Source organism: Pedobacter sp., assembly GCF_965279535.1.
In the GTDB taxonomy this organism is placed as follows: Bacteria; Bacteroidota; Bacteroidia; order Sphingobacteriales; family Sphingobacteriaceae; genus Pedobacter.
Window position 1 is genome coordinate 3,568,023 of the sequence record NZ_OZ257244.1, and the last position, 24,605, is coordinate 3,592,627.

At 39.4% G+C, this 24,605-nt stretch carries 22 protein-coding genes; 4 read left to right on the forward strand and 18 right to left on the reverse strand.

All coding sequences use genetic code 11. The features are described from left to right. Positions 1 to 48 precede the first annotated feature (48 nt). Both ACQY77_RS14525 and ACQY77_RS14530 read left to right on the forward strand, forming a co-directional pair. Complete coding sequence (locus ACQY77_RS14525; RefSeq protein ID WP_421941439.1) at positions 49 to 426, forward strand: GxxExxY protein; 378 nt, start codon at positions 49 to 51, stop codon at positions 424 to 426. Between the two features lie 94 nt (positions 427 to 520). Beyond that, a complete protein-coding gene (locus ACQY77_RS14530) occupies positions 521 to 1,129 on the forward strand; it encodes a SprT-like domain-containing protein (protein WP_421941438.1) in 609 nt (202 codons plus the stop codon). A gap of 190 nt (positions 1,130 to 1,319) precedes the next feature. On the opposite strand, the gene ade is transcribed toward ACQY77_RS14530, so the two are convergent. The 18 genes from ade to pdxA form a co-directional block, all read right to left on the reverse strand. Beyond that, a complete protein-coding gene (ade, locus tag ACQY77_RS14535; protein ID WP_421941437.1) occupies positions 1,320 to 2,957 on the reverse strand; it encodes an adenine deaminase in 1,638 nt (545 codons plus the stop codon). A 100-nt stretch (positions 2,958 to 3,057) separates the two neighbouring features. Then, positions 3,058 to 5,037 carry an alpha-ketoacid dehydrogenase subunit alpha/beta gene (locus ACQY77_RS14540; RefSeq protein ID WP_421941436.1) on the reverse strand — a complete coding sequence of 660 codons (1,980 nt, stop codon included), beginning with the start codon at positions 5,035 to 5,037 and terminating at the stop codon, positions 3,058 to 3,060. A 27-nt stretch (positions 5,038 to 5,064) separates the two neighbouring features. Next, the gene (locus tag ACQY77_RS14545; protein ID WP_421941435.1) at positions 5,065 to 6,453 is read right to left on the reverse strand and encodes a LutB/LldF family L-lactate oxidation iron-sulfur protein; all 1,389 of its coding nucleotides are present in this window, start codon (positions 6,451 to 6,453) and stop codon (positions 5,065 to 5,067) included. 90 nt (positions 6,454 to 6,543) lie between these two features. After that, positions 6,544 to 8,178: a M28 family peptidase gene (locus ACQY77_RS14550; protein WP_421941434.1), complete on the reverse strand. Its 1,635-nt coding sequence runs from the start codon at positions 8,176 to 8,178 to the stop codon at positions 6,544 to 6,546. A gap of 27 nt (positions 8,179 to 8,205) precedes the next feature. Beyond that, the gene (gene rpiB / locus ACQY77_RS14555; RefSeq protein WP_421941433.1) at positions 8,206 to 8,643 is read right to left on the reverse strand and encodes a ribose 5-phosphate isomerase B; all 438 of its coding nucleotides are present in this window, start codon (positions 8,641 to 8,643) and stop codon (positions 8,206 to 8,208) included. Between the two features lie 45 nt (positions 8,644 to 8,688). Next, the gene (tatC, locus tag ACQY77_RS14560; RefSeq protein WP_421941432.1) at positions 8,689 to 9,573 is read right to left on the reverse strand and encodes a twin-arginine translocase subunit TatC; all 885 of its coding nucleotides are present in this window, start codon (positions 9,571 to 9,573) and stop codon (positions 8,689 to 8,691) included. Between the two features lie 201 nt (positions 9,574 to 9,774). Beyond that, positions 9,775 to 10,977 carry an LVIVD repeat-containing protein gene (locus tag ACQY77_RS14565; protein ID WP_421941431.1) on the reverse strand — a complete coding sequence of 401 codons (1,203 nt, stop codon included), beginning with the start codon at positions 10,975 to 10,977 and terminating at the stop codon, positions 9,775 to 9,777. A 163-nt stretch (positions 10,978 to 11,140) separates the two neighbouring features. Further along, complete coding sequence (gene accC / locus ACQY77_RS14570) at positions 11,141 to 12,481, reverse strand: acetyl-CoA carboxylase biotin carboxylase subunit (RefSeq protein ID WP_421941430.1); 1,341 nt, start codon at positions 12,479 to 12,481, stop codon at positions 11,141 to 11,143. A 121-nt stretch (positions 12,482 to 12,602) separates the two neighbouring features. Beyond that, the gene (accB, locus tag ACQY77_RS14575) at positions 12,603 to 13,082 is read right to left on the reverse strand and encodes an acetyl-CoA carboxylase biotin carboxyl carrier protein (RefSeq protein WP_421941429.1); all 480 of its coding nucleotides are present in this window, start codon (positions 13,080 to 13,082) and stop codon (positions 12,603 to 12,605) included. Positions 13,083 to 13,196: 114 nt separating this feature from the next. After that, complete coding sequence (locus tag ACQY77_RS14580) at positions 13,197 to 14,195, reverse strand: beta-ketoacyl-ACP synthase III (protein ID WP_421941428.1); 999 nt, start codon at positions 14,193 to 14,195, stop codon at positions 13,197 to 13,199. Positions 14,196 to 14,213: 18 nt separating this feature from the next. Continuing rightward, complete coding sequence (plsX, locus tag ACQY77_RS14585) at positions 14,214 to 15,152, reverse strand: phosphate acyltransferase PlsX (RefSeq protein WP_421941427.1); 939 nt, start codon at positions 15,150 to 15,152, stop codon at positions 14,214 to 14,216. Positions 15,153 to 15,253: 101 nt separating this feature from the next. Further along, the gene (rpmF, locus tag ACQY77_RS14590; protein WP_039480510.1) at positions 15,254 to 15,445 is read right to left on the reverse strand and encodes a 50S ribosomal protein L32; all 192 of its coding nucleotides are present in this window, start codon (positions 15,443 to 15,445) and stop codon (positions 15,254 to 15,256) included. 15 nt (positions 15,446 to 15,460) lie between these two features. Then, a complete protein-coding gene (locus ACQY77_RS14595; protein ID WP_421941426.1) occupies positions 15,461 to 15,991 on the reverse strand; it encodes a YceD family protein in 531 nt (176 codons plus the stop codon). Positions 15,992 to 16,165: 174 nt separating this feature from the next. Next, on the reverse strand, positions 16,166 to 17,014 hold the full coding sequence (locus tag ACQY77_RS14600; protein ID WP_421941425.1) for a sulfurtransferase: 849 nt from the start codon (positions 17,012 to 17,014) through the stop codon (positions 16,166 to 16,168). A gap of 1 nt (position 17,015) precedes the next feature. After that, the gene (locus ACQY77_RS14605) at positions 17,016 to 18,221 is read right to left on the reverse strand and encodes an MFS transporter (protein WP_421941424.1); all 1,206 of its coding nucleotides are present in this window, start codon (positions 18,219 to 18,221) and stop codon (positions 17,016 to 17,018) included. Positions 18,222 to 18,248: 27 nt separating this feature from the next. Next, positions 18,249 to 18,965 carry a DUF4412 domain-containing protein gene (locus tag ACQY77_RS14610; protein WP_421941423.1) on the reverse strand — a complete coding sequence of 239 codons (717 nt, stop codon included), beginning with the start codon at positions 18,963 to 18,965 and terminating at the stop codon, positions 18,249 to 18,251. Between the two features lie 72 nt (positions 18,966 to 19,037). Further along, positions 19,038 to 21,341: a gliding motility-associated C-terminal domain-containing protein gene (locus tag ACQY77_RS14615; protein ID WP_421941422.1), complete on the reverse strand. Its 2,304-nt coding sequence runs from the start codon at positions 21,339 to 21,341 to the stop codon at positions 19,038 to 19,040. Positions 21,342 to 21,686: 345 nt separating this feature from the next. Beyond that, entirely contained in the window at positions 21,687 to 22,766 is a 1,080-nt protein-coding gene (gene pdxA / locus ACQY77_RS14620; RefSeq protein ID WP_421941421.1) for a 4-hydroxythreonine-4-phosphate dehydrogenase PdxA, read from the reverse strand. Between the two features lie 154 nt (positions 22,767 to 22,920). On the opposite strand from pdxA, the gene rsmA reads away from it, so the two are divergent. Together rsmA and ACQY77_RS14630 are read left to right on the forward strand one after the other, a co-directional pair. Then, positions 22,921 to 23,706 (forward strand): 16S rRNA (adenine(1518)-N(6)/adenine(1519)-N(6))-dimethyltransferase RsmA, encoded by a 786-nt coding sequence (gene rsmA, locus ACQY77_RS14625; protein WP_421941420.1) that lies wholly within the window; start codon positions 22,921 to 22,923, stop codon positions 23,704 to 23,706. Between the two features lie 217 nt (positions 23,707 to 23,923). After that, complete coding sequence (locus ACQY77_RS14630) at positions 23,924 to 24,526, forward strand: thioredoxin family protein (RefSeq protein WP_421941419.1); 603 nt, start codon at positions 23,924 to 23,926, stop codon at positions 24,524 to 24,526. The last annotated feature ends 79 nt before the right edge of the window (positions 24,527 to 24,605 follow it).

A 24,605-nucleotide genomic window follows, 5' to 3' on the forward strand; every position in this document is an offset into this window, starting at 1 on the left:
AATGTTAACCACAGAGAGAACAGAGAATTTCACTGAGTACACAAAGTTATGCAGGAGGATTTATTAACGAAATCTATTATTCGGCTTGCCATTGATGTTCATTCAGCACTTGGGCCAGGGCTTTTGGAAAATGTTTATCAAGAGTGTTTGTACTACAAAATAAAGAAAGCCGGCTTCCTTGTTGAAAAAGAAAAAGTAATGCCTGTTGTTTTTGAAGATGTAAGATTAGATTGTGGCTATCGGATTGATTTATTAATTGAAAATAGGCTAGTTTTAGAATTGAAAAGTGTTGAGTGTTTAACAGATATTCATCTTGCACAAACATTAACTTATTTAAAACTTGGTAGTTATAGATACGGTCTGCTTATCAATTTTAATGTTTTTAGATTAAAAGATGGCATTAAGCGTATTGTGAACGGATATTAATTCTGGCTGATTCTTACCCTTTTATCTCTGTTTTCTCTGTGTAAAACTTTGTGCCCTCGGTGGTTAAATCTCAAAAATCTTTATCTTAGCATTTGTGAAGAAAGCAGATGTTTTAGCGCAGTACATGCCTGCAGCAGCAGCGCCGCTAATTGCGAAGTGGATAGATTACTTTCAGTGTGAATTTAAGATTTCAAAAACAAGGTCTACTAAACTGGGCGATTACCGTCATCCTTATGGTGACAAAGGCCATAGAATCTCCGTAAACTACAATTTAAACCATTACGCTTTTTTGGTGACTACCGTTCATGAGTTTGCGCATTTGTTAACCTGGAACGATTTTAAAAATAAAGTGAAGCCACATGGGACGGAGTGGAAAAAGAATTTCCAGCGGATGATGGTTCCATTTTTTGATTTGAACATTTTTCCTAACGATATCCATAAGGCGATTGATAATTACATGTCAAACCCGGCTGCTTCAAGTTGCTCGGATTTACATTTATCACGCGCTTTAAAAAAATACGATACCGACAATACAGAAACCTTGCATCTGGAACAATTGCCAATCCATACAACCTTTAAAATTAAAGACGGCAGGCGATTTACAAAAGGCGAGCGGATGAGAAAACGCTATCGCTGTGTGTGTTTAGATGATAAGCGAATCTATCTGTTTAATCCTTTGGCGGAGGTGTTTCTGGCTGAGTAGTGTATGGGAGTACTAACAATGGAGTATAAAGTAGCAAGTATCAAGTAGCAAGTATAAAGTACAAGGTGCCGGGTAGTAAGAATTAAGTATATCATAGTGAGATTTTGTACGTGGCTTTTGGAAAGACTTTTTTCTGCTAGATTGCCTTTGCTATCTTTCTAACCTCCGATTCAATTTCCCTTTTTTTAGTTTAAATCAACTTAAATTCATCTCCATCAAATAAACCCTTGTCGCTTAACTTCAAATGTGGGATAACCAGTAATGCCATAAACGAAAGTGTCATGAAGGGAGCGACCAGCGTTGAGCCTAATTCCTTTGCAAAGTTATCTATAGACGTATAGCGCTCAGCTATTTCATATCCATTTTGCGTGCTCATTAAGCCTGCAACCGGAAGGGGTAAAACTTCTTCCTTACCATTTCCTAAAGCTACTACACCACCTGTTTCTTTGATCACCAGGTTTACTGCATCGCAGATACTCTGATCATCTGCTCCAACAGCAATAATGTTATGGCTATCATGTGCTACACTAGAGGCGATGGCGCCTTTTTCTAGTCCGAAGTTTTTAACAAAAGAAACCGCCACAGGGGCATCGTGATAGCGGTTAACCACTACTATTTTTAAAATATCCCGATCTACATCACTTACTGCATTTCCCGTAATAACTTTTGGAAGGAATGAAAGTTTCCTGGTGATGAGTTGGCCATCTAATGCCTCTATAAGCGGTATTTCTTGTTGGCCAGAATATGGGTAAGCGAAGTCAGTTTCTTTTTTTAAACTACATTCGAAATGATTTACAGACTCCTCAGCTTCGATATGAGTAATCCAGTCGCCAACCATCCTGCCATTGTGCGCAACTAAAATCCCGTCTATGTAAGTTTGTTTTACCTTAAAGTCCTTTAAATCTTCAATCACTATAAAATCTGCAGCATCGTCAATATGGAGTTGACCAACATCTAGTTTGTAATGGTGAACAGGGTTAATACAGGCTGCCCGAAGCACATGGAAAACATCAATGCCTTTGGCTACAGCTCTTGCGCAAAGGGCATTAATATGATTTTCTACTAAACTATCAGGATGTTTATCATCACTGCAAAACATGATCATCTTTGGCCAATCGTGTAATAAATCAATTAAAGCATCGAAATTTTTCGCCGCACTGCCTTCTCTGATCAGGATTTTCATGCCCCTTTGCAATTTATCCAGGGCTTCTTCAGCAGTAAAGCATTCATGATCTGTAGAAATTCCGGCATGGATATATTGTTGCAAAGCATCACCACGCAAACCAGGCGCATGCCCGTCAACAGGTTTACCTAGTCGATGTGCAGTAGCAATCTTTTGTAAAACTTCATCGTCTTTATAGATTACTCCCGGGAAATTCATCATTTCACTAAGGTATTTGATCTCCGGGCGCTTTAAAAGACTTTCTACATCATCATGGTTCAATTCGGCACCTGCAGTTTCGAATACTGTAGCCGGTACACAACTTGGAGCACCAAAATTAAATTTAAAGGGAACGCTATTCCCATTTTCGATCATGAATTCTACGCCTTCAATGCCGCAAACATTGGCAATTTCATGTGGGTCGCTAATGGTGGCTACTGTTCCATGAACAACTGCTAGTCTTGCAAATTCACTTGGGATTAACATGCTGCTTTCTATGTGCACATGACTGTCAATAAAGCCGGGAAGAATAAAATGCATATTTTCCTTTGCATCGTCATGTTTATGGATAGACTTGATCTTACCGCCTTCGATTTCGATTTCGCCAAAGAAAATATTGCGTTTGGTGATATCGACTATGTTTCCTTCGACTTTAAATGTGCTCATTTGTAGTTTTTTAGGTTATCCGTCACCCCGAATTTATTTCAGGTCTTTTACCGGGAGATGCTGAAATACTCAGCATGATGTGTTTTGAGTTAAACAGGTACTAGTATCTTAATAATTTTTCTATTGTTTCAGCCAATCTGGCTTTAGCCAGAAAATCATCTTCCAGGATTTTACTCATGGGGATGGCAGTATCCAGGCTGGCACATCGCGTAACAGGCGCATCAAGGTACTGAAAGCAATGTTCTCCAATCCAGGCTGCTATTTCGGCCCCAAATCCATTGGTTAGTGTATCTTCATGAAGGATCAAAACTTTTCCTGTGGCTTTTACAGCTGATTCAACTGTGGTTTTATCCCAGGGTTGTAGGGTTCTCAGATCAATAAGCGTTGCATCGATGTTTGTGTTTTCTTTCAGATATTCCAATGCCCAATGAACCCCCAGTCCGTATGTAATAATCGACAGCTGGCTGCCAGATTTAAGTGTAACTGCTTTGCCTATTTCGGTAGTATAATAACCATCTGGAACTGCTCCGGTTAAGCTCCGATAAAGGTACTTATGTTCAAAATAGATTACCGGATTCGGATCTTCGATGGCTGCCAGCAGTAATCCTTTAGCATCACAGGGAAATGCCGGGTAAACAATTTTTAAACCAGGTGTTTTGGTAAACCACGCTTCATTACTTTGCGAATGAAAAGGACCTGCACCCGTGCCAGCGCCTGTTGGCATTCTGACTACAACATCTGCCTTTTCTCCCCATCTATAATGAGTCTTGGCCAGGTTATTCACAATTTGATTAAAACCTACGCTTACAAAATCGGCAAACTGCATCTCTACAACTGCTTTGTAACCGTTTATGGATAGGCCTAAACCTGCACCCACAATAGCCGATTCACAAATAGGAGTGTTTCTTACCCTTCCTTTGCCATATTTAGTAGTAAAGCCATCCGTAATTTTAAATGCACCACCATAATCTGCAATATCCTGTCCCATCAATACCAGATTAGGATATTTCTGTATAGCTAAATCTAATCCCTCAGCAATGGCATCTAAATATCGTTTTTCAGTTGATGATGATGATTCGGGTTCGACTTGCTGTTGCTCAAATGGAAAGTACATGTCTTTTAATTCCAAATCAGCGTTTGCAGTGGGTTCTTCTTCATTAAAGGCCTGTTCCACATCTATTTCAATGTTTTTTTTGAACTGTGCCTTTAGCTCCTCTATCAGGTTAGGGTTTAAAATGCCTTCCGTCAGTAAGTACGTTTCGAAATTGCTGATCGGATCTTTCTTTTCCCATTGATCAAACAGTTCCTGAGGTACATATTTAGTTCCTGAAGCCTCTTCATGTCCCCTCATTCTAAAGGTCAAACATTCCAATAAAACCGGCCGGGGGTCTTTTCTAATTTCAGCAGCGATGAGACTAATGGTATCATAAACTTCCAGGATGTTATTCCCATCTATTTGAATGCCTTCCATTCCATATCCAATGGCTTTGTCAACCAGGTTTTTGCATCTGTATTGTTCTTGTGTAGGCGTAGATAAGCCATAACCATTATTTTCTATCAGGAAGATAACCGGAAGATTCCAAACGGCTGCAACGTTCATAGCCTCGTGAAAATCTCCTTCGCTGGTTGCTCCTTCACCTGTAAAAACCAGCGTTGCTTTTGGTCGGCTGGCCAATACATCTGCCAGTGCTATCCCATCGGCCAGGGCCAATTGAGGACCCAAGTGGGATATCATCCCTATGATTTTATAGTCTTGAGTGCCAAAATGGAAGGATCGGTCGCGCCCTTTGGTGAAACCGGTTAGCTTGCCTTGCCATTGGGCCATTAATTTTCTTAAGGGAATATCGCGTGTAGTGAATACCCCCAGATTGCGGTGCATGGGCAAAATATATTCATCGCTTTGCATGGCCAAAGTGCTGCCAACGGCAATGGCTTCTTGACCTATGCCTGAAAACCATTTCCCAATTCTTCCCTGGCGAAGAAGTATGAGCATTTTATCTTCAACCATTCGTGGATAAAGAAGTCTTTTATACAAATCCAATAGGAAATGATCGTCTTTATCTCTTCGGTTGAAATGCATATGGGAGTGATTTATCAGGTGAATGGCTTAAGATTCTTTACTTTTTTTCAATTCTTCCCACTGCCTGGCGAATGATTTATCTGCTACCTGCGGCATTTCACGGTATTTGCCCCAACTTTTCTTGAAGAATGTTTTAAGCATGAAATTTTTAAATTTACCGCCGAAAAAATCCATCCATTTACGTTTTTGCATCATTTTGTTAAACATGCTCCAGCCCATTTCCTCTTTTTTGCCATTTTCATGGCCGCTAGCCGCATCTCTACGGTTTAACAACAGCATTTTATGGATATCGATTTTAACAGGGCATACCTCCGAGCATTTTCCACACAAACTAGAAGCATAACTCAGGTGTTTAAACTCTTCCATTCCTTTCAGGTGTGGCGTAATCACCGAGCCTATAGGACCACTGTAGGTGGTATTGTAAGTATGACCACCAATATTTTTGTAAACCGGGCAGGCATTTAAGCAAGCGCCACAGCGGATACAGTACAAGCCCTGGCGCTGATCTTTTTGAGCTAAAAGATTTGTTCTGCCGTTATCCAGCAAGATTACATACATTTCTTCTGGCCCATCAGTTTCTCCCGGCTGCCTTGGCCCGCTTAAGATCGAATTGTAAACCGTAAGATTTTGTCCGGTGCCGTGAGCAGCCAAAAGCGGCCAGAAAAGATCCAGATCGGCCATAGAAGGAATAACTTTCTCAATCCCAACGATGGCAATGTGTATTTTTGGAAAAGTGGTGCTCAAACGTGCATTTCCTTCATTTTCTGTTAAGGCGATGCTTCCTGTATCTGCAATTAAAAAGTTTCCGCCACTAATGCCAATATCGGCAGTCAGGTATTTTTCTCTAAGCAACTCTCTTGCTTTTTGTACCAGTTGTGGAGGTGTTGCATCTAATGGCGTCCCAAATTTATCATGAAAAAGCTGGGCGATATCTGTGGCACTGAGGTGCATGGCTGGGGTAACGATGTGATAAGGAGGTTGCCCTAAGAGCTGAACAATGTACTCGCCTAAATCACTTTCTAAAGACTCGATCTGGTTGCTTTCCAGAAATTCATTCAAATGGATTTCCTCTGTCGTCATCGATTTTGACTTGATGACCGATTTTCCATTGTTTTTCTTAATGATGTTCAGGATTTCTCTCTGCGCTTCGGCTGCATCATTTGCCCAGATTACTTTACCCCCTCTGCGTTGGAAGTTAGATTCAAATTCTGGCAAAAACTTATCGAGATTTTCCATCACACGCCATTTAATCACATGTGCTTTCTTTTTCGATGCTTCCAGGTTTTCGAATTTGGATAATCCACGTTCTACCGCAACATTATACTTACCTATATTATAATTGATAGTTTTACGGTGTGATAAATCGAACGCTTTCTCATCACTCTTCTCTAAAAATTCCTCAGCAGTTTTGATCATATTTCAAAGATAGGAAATTCTTGTGCCAGCAAAAGTTAATGTGCATAAAAAAGCCTCAACGATTTGTTGAGGCTCAATGTTTTGACTTAATTATTTTGGGTTACCCTTGCCATCCATATCAACAGCCGGACGTTTTGCTCTATTGGCTAATTCCCAGGCGGTGTAATAGGTGAGTTGTGCTCTTTTGGCCAATAGCGGGAAGTTGATTTTACTTACTTCATCGCCAGGTCTGTGATAATCTTGTTGTAACATCCCATCATAATAGAAAATAATTGGAATACCCAACTTCGCAAAGTTATAGTGATCTGAACGGTAATAAATACGCTCAGGATCTTTTGGGTCATCGTATTTATAATCTAATTTCATTTTGGTATATGTAGCATTTACCTGCTCGCTTAGCTTACCTAAATCACTGCTCAACATGTTAGAACCTACAGAATAAATGTAATTCGCAGAATCTGGTTTGCCCAAATATTCTTCACCGGTACGGCCAATCATATCGGTATTTAAGTTAGCGATGGTGTTTTCTACAGGGAAAACCGGATGCAAAGAGTACCATTCAGAACCCCAAAGTCCTTTTTCTTCGCCAACAACAGTCATGAATAAAATACTGCGTTTAGGCCCTTTACCTGCTTTTTTAGCATCAACAAAAGCTTTGGCCATTAACAGAACACCTGTAGTTCCTGATCCATCATCATCTGCGCCATTGTTAATCTTATCTGGTCCCTCTACCTCTGGTGTAATACCGATGTGGTCATAATGACCTGTAAGTACAACAATCTCTTTCTTTAAAACCGGATCAGAACCTTCTAAGAATCCTAGAACATTTTCGCAACGAAGTGCTGTTTCCTTCTTCATTGCACTGGCTGAAAGGGCAACATTTAGGGTTTGCGATGCTGGTTTAGAAGTTTCAGCAATTTTCTTTTGAACAGCTTCTACCGAAGTACCTGCTGTTTTCAAAATCTCGTTGGCTGTAGCGGTTGATATAGCGATCGTAGTGAAAGGGTTTTGCTTTTTCATGCGATCGATATTGTCCTGCGTTTTCATTACGTTAGAACCTTTGCTATAGGCTGTTTTTTGTTCTTCGGTAATGTTATCTAAGCTTGGGTCAATAAAAATTACTGCTTTAGCTTTAGCCTGAGCTAAATAGGAAGTTTTTCTGGCTCTGGCCATTAAAAGCTGACGTCCGGTTTGTTTTTCGGCAGATTTTACGGTTGGATCACCACTAGCGAAAATCAATACTACTTTTCCTTCTACATTTAAGCCTTCGTAATCGTTATAACCGTCTTTAGTTACACCGTAACCTGCAAACACAACATCATCTGTACTAAAAGTAAAACCATTTAAACCTACAGCATTACTTGCAATTACAAAATCTTTATAAGCGACTTTAGGTTGGCCATTTATGGTTAACATGCTTTCGCTTACACTGTAATTAGCCAAATCTACAGGCTGAAAATAGGAGCCATTAACAGGTGCTTTTAATCCTAATGATTTGAAATAATCGCGGATGTAATCTGCTGCCATCCACGCACCTTTGGTTCCTGTTTCACGACCTTCAAAAGCATCAGAAGCTAATACTGAAAGGTGCTTATAAGCGTTATCCGGATTAATAGCTTTACTGAATCGAATGGCGTCCTTATTGGCAATAAGGGGTTTTACTTGTGCAAAACAACTTGCGTAAAGCACAGTAGCTAAGCCAAGGGTTAAAAAATTTTTGTTCATTATGATAATAGTTAGTTGAGTTATTGGTTAACAGGAAATTTTATCAATTCTGTTCTGATGGCGACCTGCCTCAAATTCAGTATTTAAAAAGGTAGTGGTAATTTCCTTAGCTAGTGCTTCTGATACAAATCGGGCTGGGATGCACAATACGTTCGCATTGTTGTGTTTACGCACCAATGAGGCTACCTCATTTTCCCAGCACAATCCCGCTCTAATGCCTTCATGTTTATTGGCTGTAATGGCTACACCGTTTGCAGATCCGCAAAGTAAAATTCCATAGGTAAATTCACCACTTTCTACTGCTGCAGCAACAGGGTGGGCAAAATCCGGATAATCTACAGAATCAAGAGAATAAGTGCCGAAATCTTTAAGATCGTAATCTTTTAAGAAACCCTTCAGCACTTCTTTGTATTCAAATCCGGCGTGGTCAGCACCGATGGCAATTTTAATCTTTGTATCAGACATGTTCAAATTTAGAGAGAAATATAAAATCTATTCGTAATGTTTTTGTTAGTTAGCATAGAAAGCAGCTTCGGCCTTTTTCTTTTTCTTTTCAATGAAAGCAGAAACAAAAATACTCAACTCATAAAGTAAGAAAAGTGGTGTTGCTACAATGAGCATTGTCATAATGTCTGGTGTAGGCGTAACAATTGCTGCAATAATCAGGATAATTACAGCCGCATATCTTCTGCTCGATCTCATCAGTTTTGGTGTCATTAGACCCAGTTTAGATAAGATAAAAATGATTACCGGAAGCTCAAAAATAATACCTGTTCCTAAGGTAAGTGTGGCTACCGAAGATAAGTAAGAATCAACAGTGAAGGTATTTTTAATTTCCTCGCTCACTGTATAACCAGTTAAAAAGTTAACTGATAATGGGCATACTACGAAATATCCAAATAGAATACCGATTACAAAAAGTACAGAAGCAAAGAAAACAAAACCACTTGCAGATTTACGTTCATTTTCATGTAGTGCAGGTTTAATGAAACGCCATACTTCCCAAAGGAGATAAGGAAAACCCACTACGATGCCGCACATTACACAAACGTTTAACTGCAGGTTAAACTGCCCGGCCATTTCCGTGTTAATGATTTCACCATTTATCTTGGTGATACACATGTCTTTACCTAAAGAGGGGAAGCGTTCAACCAATTTACACATCATTCTGTAAGTCCAGAAATCAGGTTTTTTAGGTCCGAAGATGACGTTATCGAGGATTTCTTCATTAAAATAGAAAGCGATACCCGTAAAAACGGCGACGGCGATAACTGCTCTAATCAGGTGCTTACGTAAAACATCAAGGTGATCAAAAAAGGACATCTCTGCCTCTAAATTTTTACCCTTTTCTCCTATAGCTTTTATTAGTGATGATTTTTCTTTAGTGCTGCTCATGTTGAAAACAAAAATACCATTCTAAACGAATAGAATGGTATTTACGTGTTAAATATAGAAATAGTTTATATTATTCTGAGAATTGCTTGGCAAAAATAGCTTCAAACGACAAAAATAGGAAGCGAAGCATTTGAAATTTTTGTGCTGTGTTTAATTTTATGGAGAATTCTCACTTCCTGCTTTTAGTTGAAAATTGGAAACTTAATAAGTAAGCGCTTTAATTACACTCATTTGTGACAAGTTTGCGGGATTATTATAGTTAAACTGGTATACGCCATCTTCGCCGGTAACAATTAAAGATTTCGGACCTGCAATTACATCATAGCTTTTAATCTGGCTTAAATGCTGCAGCATATTGTTTCCAATTGCGCTTTTATTTTCGATATTAAAGCTTTTGATCCCAAAAGGGCCCTCGCAAAGAAAGAGGTTATTGTTAATCACACTCAAGCCATGTGGATTTTGCATCTGAAAAACGGCGAGCTGTTTTGGTTTGGTAGGGTCTTCAATGTCTACAACTTCCAGTTGATTAACGGTTTGACGGCAGAAATTGCCCGTACGCAAAGTAACGAAGGCATATTTTCCTTGTACAACTACTGGATCGCAGGCAAAAATATGGCTATAAGTAGATAGTTTTACCGGATTGGCGGCATCAGCAGCACTGAAAATATGCATACCTGTATTGGTTCCGATAAATAACTTGTTTTCGTAAGGAAATATCGTTTCTACACCCCAGCCTAAATTTATTGTTTTTACGAAAGTTGGATTTGAAGCCGTTTTTATATCAAAAAGACTTAAATCCGATTGCCCAACAGTATACAGATAATCGCTTAACAAGGTAAATCTGGCCATTGAGCCTCCCTGCCCGGATGAACTGCCGGTTGAACTGCTGTAACTTGCATCAAACGAGATATTTTTGTAAGTTTCTTTTCTAACAACGGTGTCTTTATAAATAACCACATATTTCAGTACACTGGTTGTAAAAAACTGTTTAAAAACATCATTTACCCTTTTAATTTGCTTGATATTGTTCATCGATGAAATATCAAAAGCCAGTAAATCTACGTAACTGTCAGCATAGAGAATGTTATCACGGATGGCAAGATCAACATTGCCGGGAATTTGTAAAAATGCGAGGTTAACAGGGGCATTCGGATTAACATTGTTATAAATGTGAATACCCTTGTTTGGTTCGTTTATAAAGAGGTAATCATTATATACATAGATTTTCCCGGTTTTTTTTGCTTTGACAGGACTTTTTATACCCACAGGCAATGCTCTCATCTCTTGCAGAGAAATTGCTTTCGCAATTTGTATAACTTCAAATTCATCGGTGTTTTTTTTGCATTGAGTAAGTACAGCCATCGCGAAGATTAGCAGTAATCCGTTAAGTAGATATTTTTTCATGTTGGTTAGGTTTTTTACTAAAACGCAGGCTGTTGTTAAAACGCTACAAGATAAGAAGTTAATGTTTGATTAAAACGGTGAAGTTGTTTTTAGGTGTAATAAAAAGGGCTGTATCAAAATCCTGATACAGCCCTTTTAAAGTTTCAAACTTGAAAAAGTTTAATTATTCTGATAATTCAAATGTTTCCATGAATTTAGTAGTGAAATTTCCTGCTCTGAAATTAGGATCTTTCATCAATTGTAAATGGAAAGGAATAGTTGTTTTAACGCCTTCGATTACAAATTCTCCCAATGCACGCTCCATGGTACAAATTGCCTCTTCACGTGTTTGCGCAACACAAATCAATTTAGCAATCATACTATCATAGTTAGGTGGAATTTGATAGCCTGCATAAACATGGGTATCTACGCGCACACCATGGCCACCCGGAGAGTGGAAATTGGTGATTTTTCCCGGTGAAGGGCGGAAGTTGTTAAAAGGATCTTCTGCATTGATACGGCATTCAATGGCATGCATATCAGGGAAATAATTTTTACCGGAAATAGGAATTCCTGCAGCAACCTTAATTTGTTCTTTAATTAAATCGAAGTTGATTACTTCTTCTGTAACCGGATGTTCTACCTGGATACGTGTATTCATCTCCATGAAGTAGAAGTTACGGTGTTTATCAACCAAAAATTCAATGGTTCCTGCGCCTTCGTAATTAACGGCAACAGCTCCTTTAATGGCCGCCTCACCCATGCGAACGCGTAACTCATCCGTCATGAAAGGTGAAGGCGATTCTTCTACCAATTTCTGGTGACGACGTTGGATAGAACAGTCGCGTTCTGATAAGTGACAGGCTTTACCATATTGATCACCAATAATCTGAATTTCAATGTGGCGCGGATCTTCGATGTATTTTTCCAGGTATAAACCATCGTTACCGAAAGCTGCTCCTGATTCCTGACGTGCGCTATCCCATGCATTTTCGAAATCTTCATCTTTCCAAACTACACGCATTCCGCGGCCACCACCACCGGCAGTTGCTTTTAGAATAACAGGATAGCCCATTTCGTTGGCTATTTTAATACCTTCTTTAACACTGTTTAATAAACCTTCAGAACCTGGTATAGTAGGTACCCCGGCTTTTTTCATGGTTGCTTTCGCCGAAGCCTTATCACCCATGTCGTCTATCTGCTCTGGTGTTGCGCCGATAAATTTGATGCCATACTCTCTGCAGATATTTGAAAATTTAGCATTTTCAGATAAAAATCCGTATCCGGGATGGATGGCATCAGCATTGGTTAACTCTGCTGCAGAAATGATATTAGGTATATTTAAATAAGAATCTTTACTTGGGGGAGGACCGATACAAACAGCTTCATCAGCAAAACGTACATGTAAACTCTCGCGATCTGCGGTAGAATAAACAGCAACAGTTTTGATGCCCATTTCCTTACAGGTACGGATAATACGCAAAGCGATTTCACCCCTGTTGGCAATTAATATTTTTTTAAACATGATTTTTTATTTTTCGTCAATCTGTTTTAAAATAATCGTCATGCTGACTGATCAGCATCTATAATAAAAAGAAGACCCAAATCCCGATGTGTCGGGACTGGGTGACGTCAATGTTTTATAATTAAATAGGCTCTACTAAAAATAATGGTTGATCGTACTCAACAGGAGAAGCGTTATCAACCAAAATCTTAACGATACGGCCAGAAACTTCACTCTCAATTTCGTTGAAAAGTTTCATTGCCTCAATGATACAAACTACTTTACCAGTACCGATTTCATCGCCAACATTAACAAACATTGGTTTGTCAGGGCTAGAAGAACGGTAGAAAGTACCGATCATTGGAGATTTGATGGTAATGTATTTCGAAGTGTCTTCAGCAGCAGGAGCAGCCGGAGTTGAAACAGCAGCTGGTGCAGTAGGTGCAGAAGCTACAGGGGCTGCAGCTTGTACAAGTGGAACTTGTGGTACTGTAGCATGAACAACTGTTGGGTTTTGGTTTGTTTTGATGGTAATTTTAAAGTCTTCTTGCTCAATAGCAACTTCGTTTACCCCAGAACGAGAAACAAATTTAATCAGTTCCTGTATTTGTTTAATATCCATTTTTTAGGCTAGTTATGTAAAAAATAGTGTTTATATGATTTAACTAAGTTATACTTTTTTTGTTTTATTTTTCATCTGATAATCAGACTATAAAGTTCCGGCTATGGATTCAGATTAATTAGAATCGTATGCCCACTTGAGGTAAATTGAGCCCCATGTGAATCCACCTCCGAAGGCAGCCAAAACAATATTGTCGCCTTTTTTAAGGCGGCTTTCCCATTCCCACAAACAAAGTGGGATAGTTCCGTTAGTGGTATTACCATAACGTTCAATATTGATCATTACTTTATCAGTACCTACGCCCATGCGGTTGGCAGTTGCATCGATAATGCGTTTGTTAGCTTGGTGAGGAACTAACCAGGCTACATCATCTGCAGTTAAGTTATTACGCTCCATGATTTCGGCAGCTACATCAGCCATGTTGGTAACGGCGAATTTGAATACCGTTGGGCCTTCCTGGTGTGCAAAGTGTTCACGTGCATCAACACTTTCATGTGATGCAGGTTTTACAGAACCACCGGCTTTCATGCCTAAGAAGTCCCTTCCTGAACCATCAGTTCTGAGAATAGAATCCTGAATGCCCAATCCTTCTTCATTTGGTTCTAAAAGTGCACAACCGCAACCATCACCAAAAATAATGCAGGTTGTACGGTCTTCATAGTTAATGATTGAAGACATTTTGTCTCCACCAACTACTAAAACTTTTTTATGCTTTCCAGATTCAATAAACTGTGCACCAGTGCTTAATCCAAAGATAAAACCCGAACAAGCAGCTTGTAAATCATAGCCCCAGGCATTTGTGGCACCTACCTTATCGGCCAGTACGTTTGCCGTGGCAGGAAAAGTAAAGTCGGGAGTAGTGGTGCAAAAGATAATTAATTCGATTTCCTTTGCATCAATACCTCTTTTTTTAAGCAATCCGTTTACAGCATGTACAGCCATATCAGATGTACCCAAACCTTCACCTTTTAAAATCCTGCGTTCCTTTATACCCGTTCTGCTGGTGATCCATTCATCCGAAGTATCAACAATGGTTTCTAACTCTGCGTTGGTAAGCACATAGTCGGGGACGTAACCATTTACTGCTGTTATAGCAGCGTGAATTTTACTCATTTTAAAAAATTAAATAAACTATTTGAATGCCGTTTTAATTTTATCTACTAATCCTGTTGTAATCATTTCTCTTGATTGAAGGACCATGTTTTTCACTGCTAACGGGCTCGATATACCGTGGCCAATCACTACAGGTGCATTAACACCTAAAACCGGGCTGCCACCATATTGCTCATAATTAAAGCGATCGAAAAACTCATCCTTCATTCCCTTTTTAACAGTCATTACATAAAAAGATTCTGCTAATTTAAGCATAACATTTCCTGTAAAACCATCGCAAACAATTACATCCGCTTTATCGTTGAATAAATCTCTTCCTTCTACGTTGCCTACAAAGTTAAATAAGTTTGTATCTCTCATTAACGGAAAAGTTGCCATGCTTAGCATATTGCCTTTTTCATCCTCTTCACCAATATTCATGAGGGCTACCTTAGGATTGTCTATTTGCAATAAGTTTTCTGCATATAAACTGCCCAGGGCACCAAATTGAAGTAAGATGTCAGGTTTGCAATCGGCATTTGCACCAACGTCTAATAATAAACCGGTGCCGCCTTTAATTTTAGGAAGGATTGTGCATAAGCAGGGGCGGATAATGCCCGGAATAGTTTTAACGCTAAAAACAGCGCCAACTAACATAGCGCCAGAGTTACCTGCACTCGCAAATGAGTCGATTTTTCCTTCTTTTAAAAGGTTAAAGCCAACAGATATGCTCGATTTTGGTTTCTGAACAATTGCTTTTGTGGGGTGTTCGCCCATACCAATAACTTCATCAGTATGAACGTATTCAAAATGATCCGGATTAAAACCTTCTTCTGCAAGGATGGGTTTAATCTGTTCGGTATCGCCGATAAGAACTAAATGTTCTCCGGTATTTAGCGATTGATGAGCAGCTATTGCTCCCAAAACGATTGCTTTGGGAGCATAGTCTCCGCCCATTATGTCGAGGCCTATTTTCATAGAAAAAATCTGTTTGTGTTAAATTAGGGTTAATCCTAAATTTTTCAGTTGACTAAGGTATGACTAAAGCCGCTGAAAACACAAACAATTTTTTAAGAAAATTACCCAATCTGAGTATTTTCAATAACCAGTTTGCCGTTGTAGTATAAGTTACCATCAACGTTATAAGCACGGTGAGGTACGTGGATAGCACCTGTTGCCGAGCATGTTGCTAAAGAAGGAGCCACAGCTTTATAGTGAGTTCTTCTTTTATTTTTTCTCTGTTTCGAGATTTTCCGTTTTGGATGTGCCATTGGTGTATAATCTAATTATTTTTTTAACTTATTTAATGCTTCCCAACGTGGGTCGCTTGTTTGTTCGTTCTCTTCACTCTGATTTTCGATAGAAAGTTTCTCTAATCGATCAATCATTTCCTGGTCGCAATCTTGATTAGCCTGCTCACAGTTCTTGATATATGGAACTGCAACGTTAATCATTTCATATAACGGTTCAGCGATATCAATTGCTGTTTCTTTTCTGCTTAGCGAGATAATTTCATCATCATCGCTCTCCAGCTCATCTTCAGCAAATTTTACAATCTGTCTTTCGTACAGATTTATCGGCAATGGAAATTCAGCTAAACATTTGTCGCAATCTAAATTAACGGTACCGGTTACTTTAAACCTCAGAATTAACATGGTCTCTTGTTTCTCAAGCTCCAGGTTAACCTTCAGGCTGCCACTTTTAATCAGCGAATACTCAAAAGCATTAAAAAAGCGGTCATCAAGCTCAAAATCAAAGTCATGAGTTCCCAATTTTAATCCGGTAAACGGTACTGAAAATTGTTTTAGCGGGTTCAAAGTACTGTAAAATTTTAGCCTGCAAATGTAGGGATAAAATAATTAGATTAAAAATGTTTTTTAAAAATTATTACAAGGCCTGGTTGATTAGTTCATTGGTTCATTGGGCATTGGGTAACTGGATAAGTAATTTAAAACACCAGTTCCATGTTCCCAACCGGATTTAGTCAAAATTTACGCTCCCGGGGCCAAAATCATTTCCTTGTTATTTCTACTCCACTCACTCCATGAGCCTACATAAAGTTTTGGAACAGGTAAACCTGCGTAATCTAAAGCCAACAAGGTATGGCAAGCGGTAATTCCAGATCCACAATGCACAATAACATTTTCGGTTTCTATGCCAGCTAAAGCCCTGGTGTATTTTGCCTTCAATAGTTCGGGCGATAAGAAGGCTCCGGTTGCATCCAGATTTTCTGTGAAGGGAATGTTCGTGGCTCCCGGAATATGGCCTGCTATCAGATCTATTGGCTCTGTTAAGCCTGCAAAGCGATTGGCATCCCTTACATCAATTACCATGTAGTTGTTTGTTTGGGTTATTTTCTCTACCTCATCAATATCCGCTAATGGTAATTCCCAGCTTTTAATCGGGTAAGGCCTGGCTGCTTTTGCGGTTTCTATATGATTAGTGGTGGGAAAACCTGCTGCAACTGCTGCACCGAAGCCGCCATCAATTACCTGAACTTTTTCATGCCCAATGGCTTTTAACATCCACCAGAGTCTGGCTGCAGCATTTCCACCATTTTTGTCATCATATATTACCACATGGCTATCTGGCGAAATGCCAAACTTCCCCAAAATTACTTCAAACTGTTCAAAAGTAGGTAGGGGGTGCCTTCCTCCATCGGCGAAATCTCCTATATTCGCGAGATCGTTGTTTACATCAGCAAATAAGGCTCCTGTAAGGTGATTTTCATCGTATCTCGCTTTTGATCCGGCACTGGCATCAATGATGATGATTTCTTCGGATCTACTTAGCTGAATCAGGTCTACTGGTTTTATAATTGGTGATAATTTTGAATGCATTTTAATATTTATTTTTTCGGTAATTATTTTTCAGTGCCCAAAGTCCTAACACCGGACCTACACCCAGAATCATATAAAGATATTGAGAATTCAGCTGTTTTGATAACACATTAACAATTTGAATACTAACAATTGTAAGGGCAAAGCCAATACAATTTACAATGGTAAGGGATGTTCCACGTGAAGCTTCAGGCGCATTTTGAGCAATTAAAGAAGAAAACAGCGGGGAATCTGCGGTGACTACCAGCCCCCAAAAAAATAGTGCGGCCAGCAATATGAAAACAGAATCGGCATATAAAAAAAATGGAGAACACAGGCAGCATAAACCTGATAGTAATAAGGCTGTTGTGGCTACATTTTTAGCTCCAAATCTTTGAGAGAGCAGCCCGCCCAGCATGCAGGAGATACCACCCGAGGCAATGATCAGGAAGGTAAATAAAGGAATATTGATTGTGCTATTCGCATGGTTGGCATTGTAAACCAAAAATATATTGGGTAAAAATGCCCAGAAAGTATACAGCTCCCACATGTGGCCGAAATAGCCAAATGCGGCAGATCTGAACTGCTGGTTTTTAAAGCCATCTAAAAAGGAACTCAATTTGAGCTGCTGCCCAGCTTTTCTGAATGGTCCATTAGGTACAAAGAGGAAAATCATTAATCCGCCAATTAAAGCAAGCAATGAGGTCGCATAAATGACATATTCCCAGGGGAAATTGGCTGTGAGTGTTTTAAGTAAATGTGGAAATGCAGTACCAAGTACCAGAGCACCTACTAAAAAACCTAAAGATTTACCCAGGCCTGCCTGAAAATAATCGGATGCAATTTTCATTCCTACCGGATAAATCCCGGCAAGCATAAACCCGGTTAAGAACCTGAACAGGAGTAACCAGGTTACTTCGTTTGCCACTAAACAGATCCCCAGATTAAAAAAAGCCGCTGCCAAAGCACATACAAAGAATACTTTAGCGGGAGAAAATTTATCGGATATGGCTAATAATGCAAATATGAATGTTCCGGTTATAAAGCCAAACTGCACCATACTGGTTAAATTGGCTAAAAGATTTACACCGGATGTAAAGTTCTTAACCAGATCGGGGAGTACTGCATTGCCTGCAAACCACAATGAGGTACACAGGAACTGACCAATAACAATAACAGGTAGAACAAATTTGGGTGATGAGGTGCTGATCATTTTTTCTGAGGGCACAATTTTAGCTAAAATTAGCCAGTGTCACTAATGTTTCATTTGTTCTTTCATCAATTTTTCCATCATTTCCCTTTTTTGTTGAGTGGTCATATTTTTGAGCTTATTGGCGTCAAAGTCTACGCTGCTTTTTTTGTAGCCGGCAGGAATGGTAAAGAGTGACGGGCTTAGGTCTTTCGCCTCATGTTTGGTCAGCAACATAGTCAGTGTAGGTGTTTTGGTGCCAGGTTTATACATCACCACTTTTACTGGCATACCTGATATACCTTTGCTTTTTAATTGAGCGAGAACTTTTTTCGTGTTGGCATTATTTCCCATCATTGGAAAATCAAAGGTTGGCAGTTCTTTAGTATACCAGGCATCCCATGATTTACCTTCGGCAGTCATTCTTACATGAGAACAATTGTAGTTGCCAATTTTTTCATTTCCTAAAACGGTAATGTCAATATTTCCACCTGCGTTATTACTCATTTTTGCTTCGGTGTAGGTTTTGTTCATCGAATTAAAAACAAGCGTTACTCCTGGCCGATTTTTAAGCATAAGCAGTGTGGTAGACATTTGCCTGCCTGCAATAATCATATTTGTTTCAGTACGCAGATCTCCATTTTTACCATACATCTTGCTGGTAATGGGTTTACTGCCCGAGGTTGTCATGGTATATTCCAGGTATACGTCTAGTGCAAAGGCACGGTTACTCAATAAAAAAATTGCGCATAGGCTGGTTATTATAAATAATTTGGTTTTCATTACTGTAGTTTTTGGTTTATTAAAGTTAAGCAATGAAAATTCAATCTTAGCTTAATTTGTTGGGTTTACCATTTATTTAATAATACTCAAGCTACCTTTTAAGATTTTTTGCCCATCTAAGTTGATAACGTAGTAATAAACACCCGGTTCACAGGCGTTGCCACGGTAGTCTCCTTTCCATGGATGATCATAACCTTTGGAATAAAATATTAGCGTTCCGTATCTGTTAAAAATCGATACTTTACAATTGGCAAACGAGTGAAGATCTGGGATCTGCCATAGATCGTTTACGCCATCGCCATTAGGACTAAAAGCATTTGCGGGATTAATTTGGACAACTTTGATAACATCAATGTTTAGTATATTAGAAGTTATGTTATTCAGGATTGAGCATGGGGTGGTAACAGTTAATTTACATTTGACCTGATCTCCTTGTTGTAGATTGTTTTTACTGAAAAAACGACTGTTTTCTCCGGTTTGAATTCCATTGACAAACCACTGGTATTGTGGATTTGTTCCCGCGTTGGTTGTGGTGGCTGTAAAATTAACTGTAGATGTGCTGTATATCTTGCTAATGTCGCCCTCTATGCTAATCCCTGGTGTAAGCATGGGATTGATTGTAACGATAATTACATTGCTCGTTGCGCTAGAAGTTACCTGGCAATTTTGAGCATTGCTAACAATTGTACAGCTTACTTTATCCTGATCTTCAAGATCATCAATTTCCAGAATGTCTGAATTCGCATTCAGGTCATTTCCATTTATTTTCCACTGGTATAGCGGGTTTTCTCCCGCCCGGACTGCTGTAGCCTTGAATTTGATGGGTGTTCCCTTACACACTGTCGATTGGTCTGCCTGAATGGTAACAGCCGGAGCATCTGTAATTGGACTATTTAGTGAAATACTGCTGCTGGATATCAATCTATTTGTGACACAGGTTTCGGAACTGATCAGCGTACAGGTTACGACATCGGTTGATGTTAGCCTGCTTGGTTTAAAAGTGTTCATGGTCTCTCCGGAAACATCTCTTCCATTTATTTGCCATTGTAGCACTGGATTAACCCCACCAAATTCAGTAACCGCAGTAAATGTTGGCTGGAAAAGATCACAAACTATCTCTCTGTCTGCCGAAATGGTTATCTTAGGAACAAGGTTTTCACTTATCTGAATGGGATTTGAAGTTGTTATACAGCCATCAGTTGTTGTTATTTTTGCCCGATAGGTTCCGGCTTTTAAAGTAGTGTATGTTCCCGTGAAGATGTTGGAGAATTTAATGATGCGGCCGTTTAGGAAATCTGAAACATATAGGTTATTGAAAGCATCCATTCCAATGCCCGTAGGCATGATCTGGTTTGGGCCGTTCCCCTGGCCGTTGCCACCGGCAATGATAGTGCCTGAACTTGCGCCAGGCAGCCACTTTTGAACCGCGTAGCCTGTATAATCTGATACATAGATATTTTTACTTCCATCTACATATACGCCAAGGGGATTGCCAGAAGTACGGGCAACAGTTGTTCCGGCGCTGGCGCCTATAATCCACTTTTGTACTCGGTAATTGTCTGTATCACAGATGTACAAATTGCTTCCTTCTATGAATAAACCGGTAGGGGCAGCAAGCTGATTAGCAGCGCTACCGTAACCATTTCCTCCGGCAACTATTATTCCTGGGGCCGTTCCTGAGGTATATTTTCTAACCAGTTGTCCATTTTGTTCGGATACATAAACATTATTTTGTGCATCAATACAAATTCCGGTAGGTAAATTGAGAAATGAGGCTATTGTTATTCCAGAGGTTGCTCCCGGCCTGAACTTTTGAACGCGGGAGTTGGATTGATCTACGACATAAAGATTTCCGAGGCCATCAACCGCTACAGCAGTAGGTCTGTTAAACTGGTTGGAAGCATTTCCTGTGCCGTTTCCTCCTGCTATAGTAATACCAGCTACAGCTCCGGGAGCCCATTTCTGAACTCTATTGTTGGCCATGTCAGGTATATATATATTTCCAGCTCTATCCACAAATATTCGATTTGGATTATAGAGTTGGTTAGGGGCAGCGCCACTTCCATTTCCTCCTGCGACAATGACACCATTATTTTGTTTAATGTTGCTTTGTTCTAATATTGAAACATCATCCAATAACCAGGAAATAGTAGCAATGGCGCTGGTGCTGGTTACAGTGAGCTCACTGCCAACACATCCGTTTCCTGTTAACGTAGCCGTGCAGGAGTAGATTAACTTTGATTTATGTGAGCTTGAGCGCTCTTGAACAGGTTTAGGCTGTACTAAATGGTATGTATCCTTTTTATAAAATGCAGCGGAGAAGAATGCCAAAAAAGACAATAGGATTGCATAAATAAAGCATTGGGCAGTTTTCAATAAGAGTAGCGTTTGGTTTAATGCCCGCAAATTAAAGATTAAAAGTTTACTTTCAAAAACCCTTTAATCTTCGCCCTGTCTGGAGTTAAGTAAACCTCATAGTAATGGGAATCCTTTTTGAAATACAAATCTCGCAAAGCTTCTGATGCTTACAAAAAGATTGAAATGAATAGCAGGGCGAAAGTTGCCGATAAAACAAGGTTTGCTTTTCTACTAATTAATCAGCTTATTGATTGAGGGTATTAAAAAAGGTCATGCTAAAATGCTTCGGGCATATGAGGTGGTGAGTATTGAGTAGGTTAAGCCCCCAGCCTCATAACTCACAACCCACATCTTGTAACACCATTAAGAAGCATCGTCCTTAATGTCAAACTGTGTTTCTACAATTTTTCCACCAGATCTCAATTGATTTCCTAACATTTCTTCTTGCTCACGTCTATTTTTTACAATGTGGATGGCTGCAAAAAGTGCTTCTCTGAATGAAGTTTCATCTGCGAGGTTTTTCCCTGCAATATCGTAACCTGTTCCGTGATCTGGTGAGGTGCGTACAAAGTTTAGTCCTGCAGTATAGTTAACACCATTGCTAAAAGCCAGGGTTTTGAAGGGAATAAGGCCCTGATCATGATACATGGCCAATACAGCATCGAATTGTTTGTAACTGCTGTTCCCAAAAAAGCCATCGGCTGGATATGGGCCAAAGCACATGATGCCTTTATCAAAGGCTTCCTGAATGGCCGGGGTAATGATTTCGGCTTCTTCGGAGCCTAATAAGCCATTATCGCTGGCATGGGGATTAAGCCCAAGAACAGCAATTTTCGGTTTTTCAATCCAGAAATCCTTTTTTAGGCTTTCATTAATGAGTTTAAGTTTATTGATGATTTTATCTTTGGTTATTGCAGCAGGAACATCTTTTACCGGAATGTGCCCTGTTACTACACCTACACGAAGACCCTCACTTATCAGGAACATCAACACATCTTTGCTGCCACTTTTTTCCTGTAAATATTCGGTGTGCCCCGGGAAGGCAAAAGTTTCTGATTGGATATTGTGTTTGTTGATAGGGGCAGTAACCAATGCGTCTATATCACCGTTTACCAAATCGCTGGTGGCTTTTTCTAAAGATAAGAGCGCATATTTGCCGCCCGTTTCGGTTACCTGTCCCAGTTCAATCTTCACATCCTCTTCCCAGCAGTTAATCATATTGGCTCTTTTAGCTTGTGCCTGATTGGCATGGTTAATTACGTTGAAGCTAAAATCTCCGAGGCTATTTGCCTTGCGGTGAAACGAGGAAACTTTGGTGTGGCCATAAACAATTGGTGTGCAGTAATTTAAAATAACGGGGTTAGATAAGGTTTTAATAATTACCTCTAAACCTATACCGTTTACATCGCCAATACTGATACCAATTTTAAGTTTATTGCTCATAATTAATGAAAAATTTTAGCGCAAATTACTGATTTTAGCTTAAACACTTTAAAAAAAATGAATCAGGCTAATGTGGGGAGTTATTTGCAAAGCAATAATAACGCTATCTTTGTGCTGATATTTTCAATTTTAAAGCTCCTTTTGGGGTTCAGGTATGAGTTTAGTTAAAGCAAAGAAACATTTAGGGCAACACTTTTTAACCGATAAAGGCATCGCCAATCGCATTGTTGAAAGTTTGGTGAATACTGATAAATATAATCAGGTACTGGAGGTAGGACCGGGGATGGGGATTTTGTCTGATTTTTTATTGCAACGTGAAGATTTGCAGACCTATCTTATCGATATCGATACCGAGTCGTTTCATTTCCTGAATGATAAATACCCGCAGCTTGGCGACCGTTTAATTAATGGCGACTTTTTAAAGCTCGATTTTGATTCTATTTTTCCTAACCAGTTTGCCATTATCGGCAATTTTCCATACAACATTTCTTCTCAGATTTTATTCAAAATTTTAGACAACAGAAATAAGGTAGTAGAAATGGTGGGCATGTTTCAAAAAGAAGTGGCTCAGCGATGTGCCGCACCAGCCGGTACTAAAGAGTATGGCATTCTAAGTGTTTTTCTTCAGGCTTACTATAAAATTGAATACCTGTTTACCGTAAAACCAGGAACTTTTAATCCACCGCCCAAGGTGCATTCTGCTGTAATCAGGTTAACGCGAAACGAAACTGAGCAATTGGATTGTGATGAGAAGTTATTTTGGCGGGTGGTCAAGGCTGGTTTTAACCAGCGAAGAAAAACCTTGCGCAATGCAGTTTCGGCTGTAATGCCAAAGGATAAGATGGATAATCATATTTATTTTGAGAAACGTGCAGAACAATTAACGGTTGCAGATTTTGTAGCCTTAACGCAGCATGTAAGTAAATTGATGTCTGCTTAAATGGTTCCTAGTCAAAGCTTGCAAGTTGTGTAGCGAGTGTTTCATTTCCAATTCGGATGAATCCTGCATGAATTGTTAAATAGATGCTTTGCTATCGGCCGGGATGACAGAAAAAAACTTCTGACAAACCATTAATTTTTCCTGTCGTTTTCTTGCAAACGGATGATTATTTACACCGTTTTTCTCCTTTCCTTTGCGCTGTAATTTTGAAAATGTTATGGTTAATTATCGCGAAATTTTTGAGGAACAAGGATTAGATTATACTACTTACCGTGAAATGGTAGACCGCTTGCTGGCAGAAGGTAAAACAACAGGCCCAGATAACACTGAAGCAATGTTGCACTACAGCAAAATGAATGTTCAACGGATGAGCAGGGTAGATAAAACAGCAAACTTAACCGACGAATTAATTTTAACCATTGAGCGTTTGAAAGGTAATTACAAATTGCTGGTTATTACCGAAGGCTGGTGTGGCGATGCAGCGCAGATTATTTCTGTATTTAACAAAATAGCCGTGGCTTCCGCCGGAAAACTGGATTTAAAATTTGTACTTCGTGATCAAAATCTTTCTTTAATTGATGCACACTTAACCAATGGGGGAAGGGCTATTCCTGTACTTTTGGTATTAGATGAAACTGGTAATGAAGTATTATTGAGCTGGGCTCCTCGTCCTCAAATTTTACAGCACCTTTTAAAAGAGTGGAAGCAGGAAACCAGTGAAATGACCGTCATTGCTGAAAAGCTTCATGGCTGGTACGCTAAAGATAAAACACAAACTACGCAATCAGAGATGAACGAGTTGTTTAAAAAGCTGGGGTAGTTGTTCCTTTAGATTTTTTACTGATTTGAATTCTGCATCTGGTAAGAACACCTTTTCAGCCAATTCACATTCCAGATAA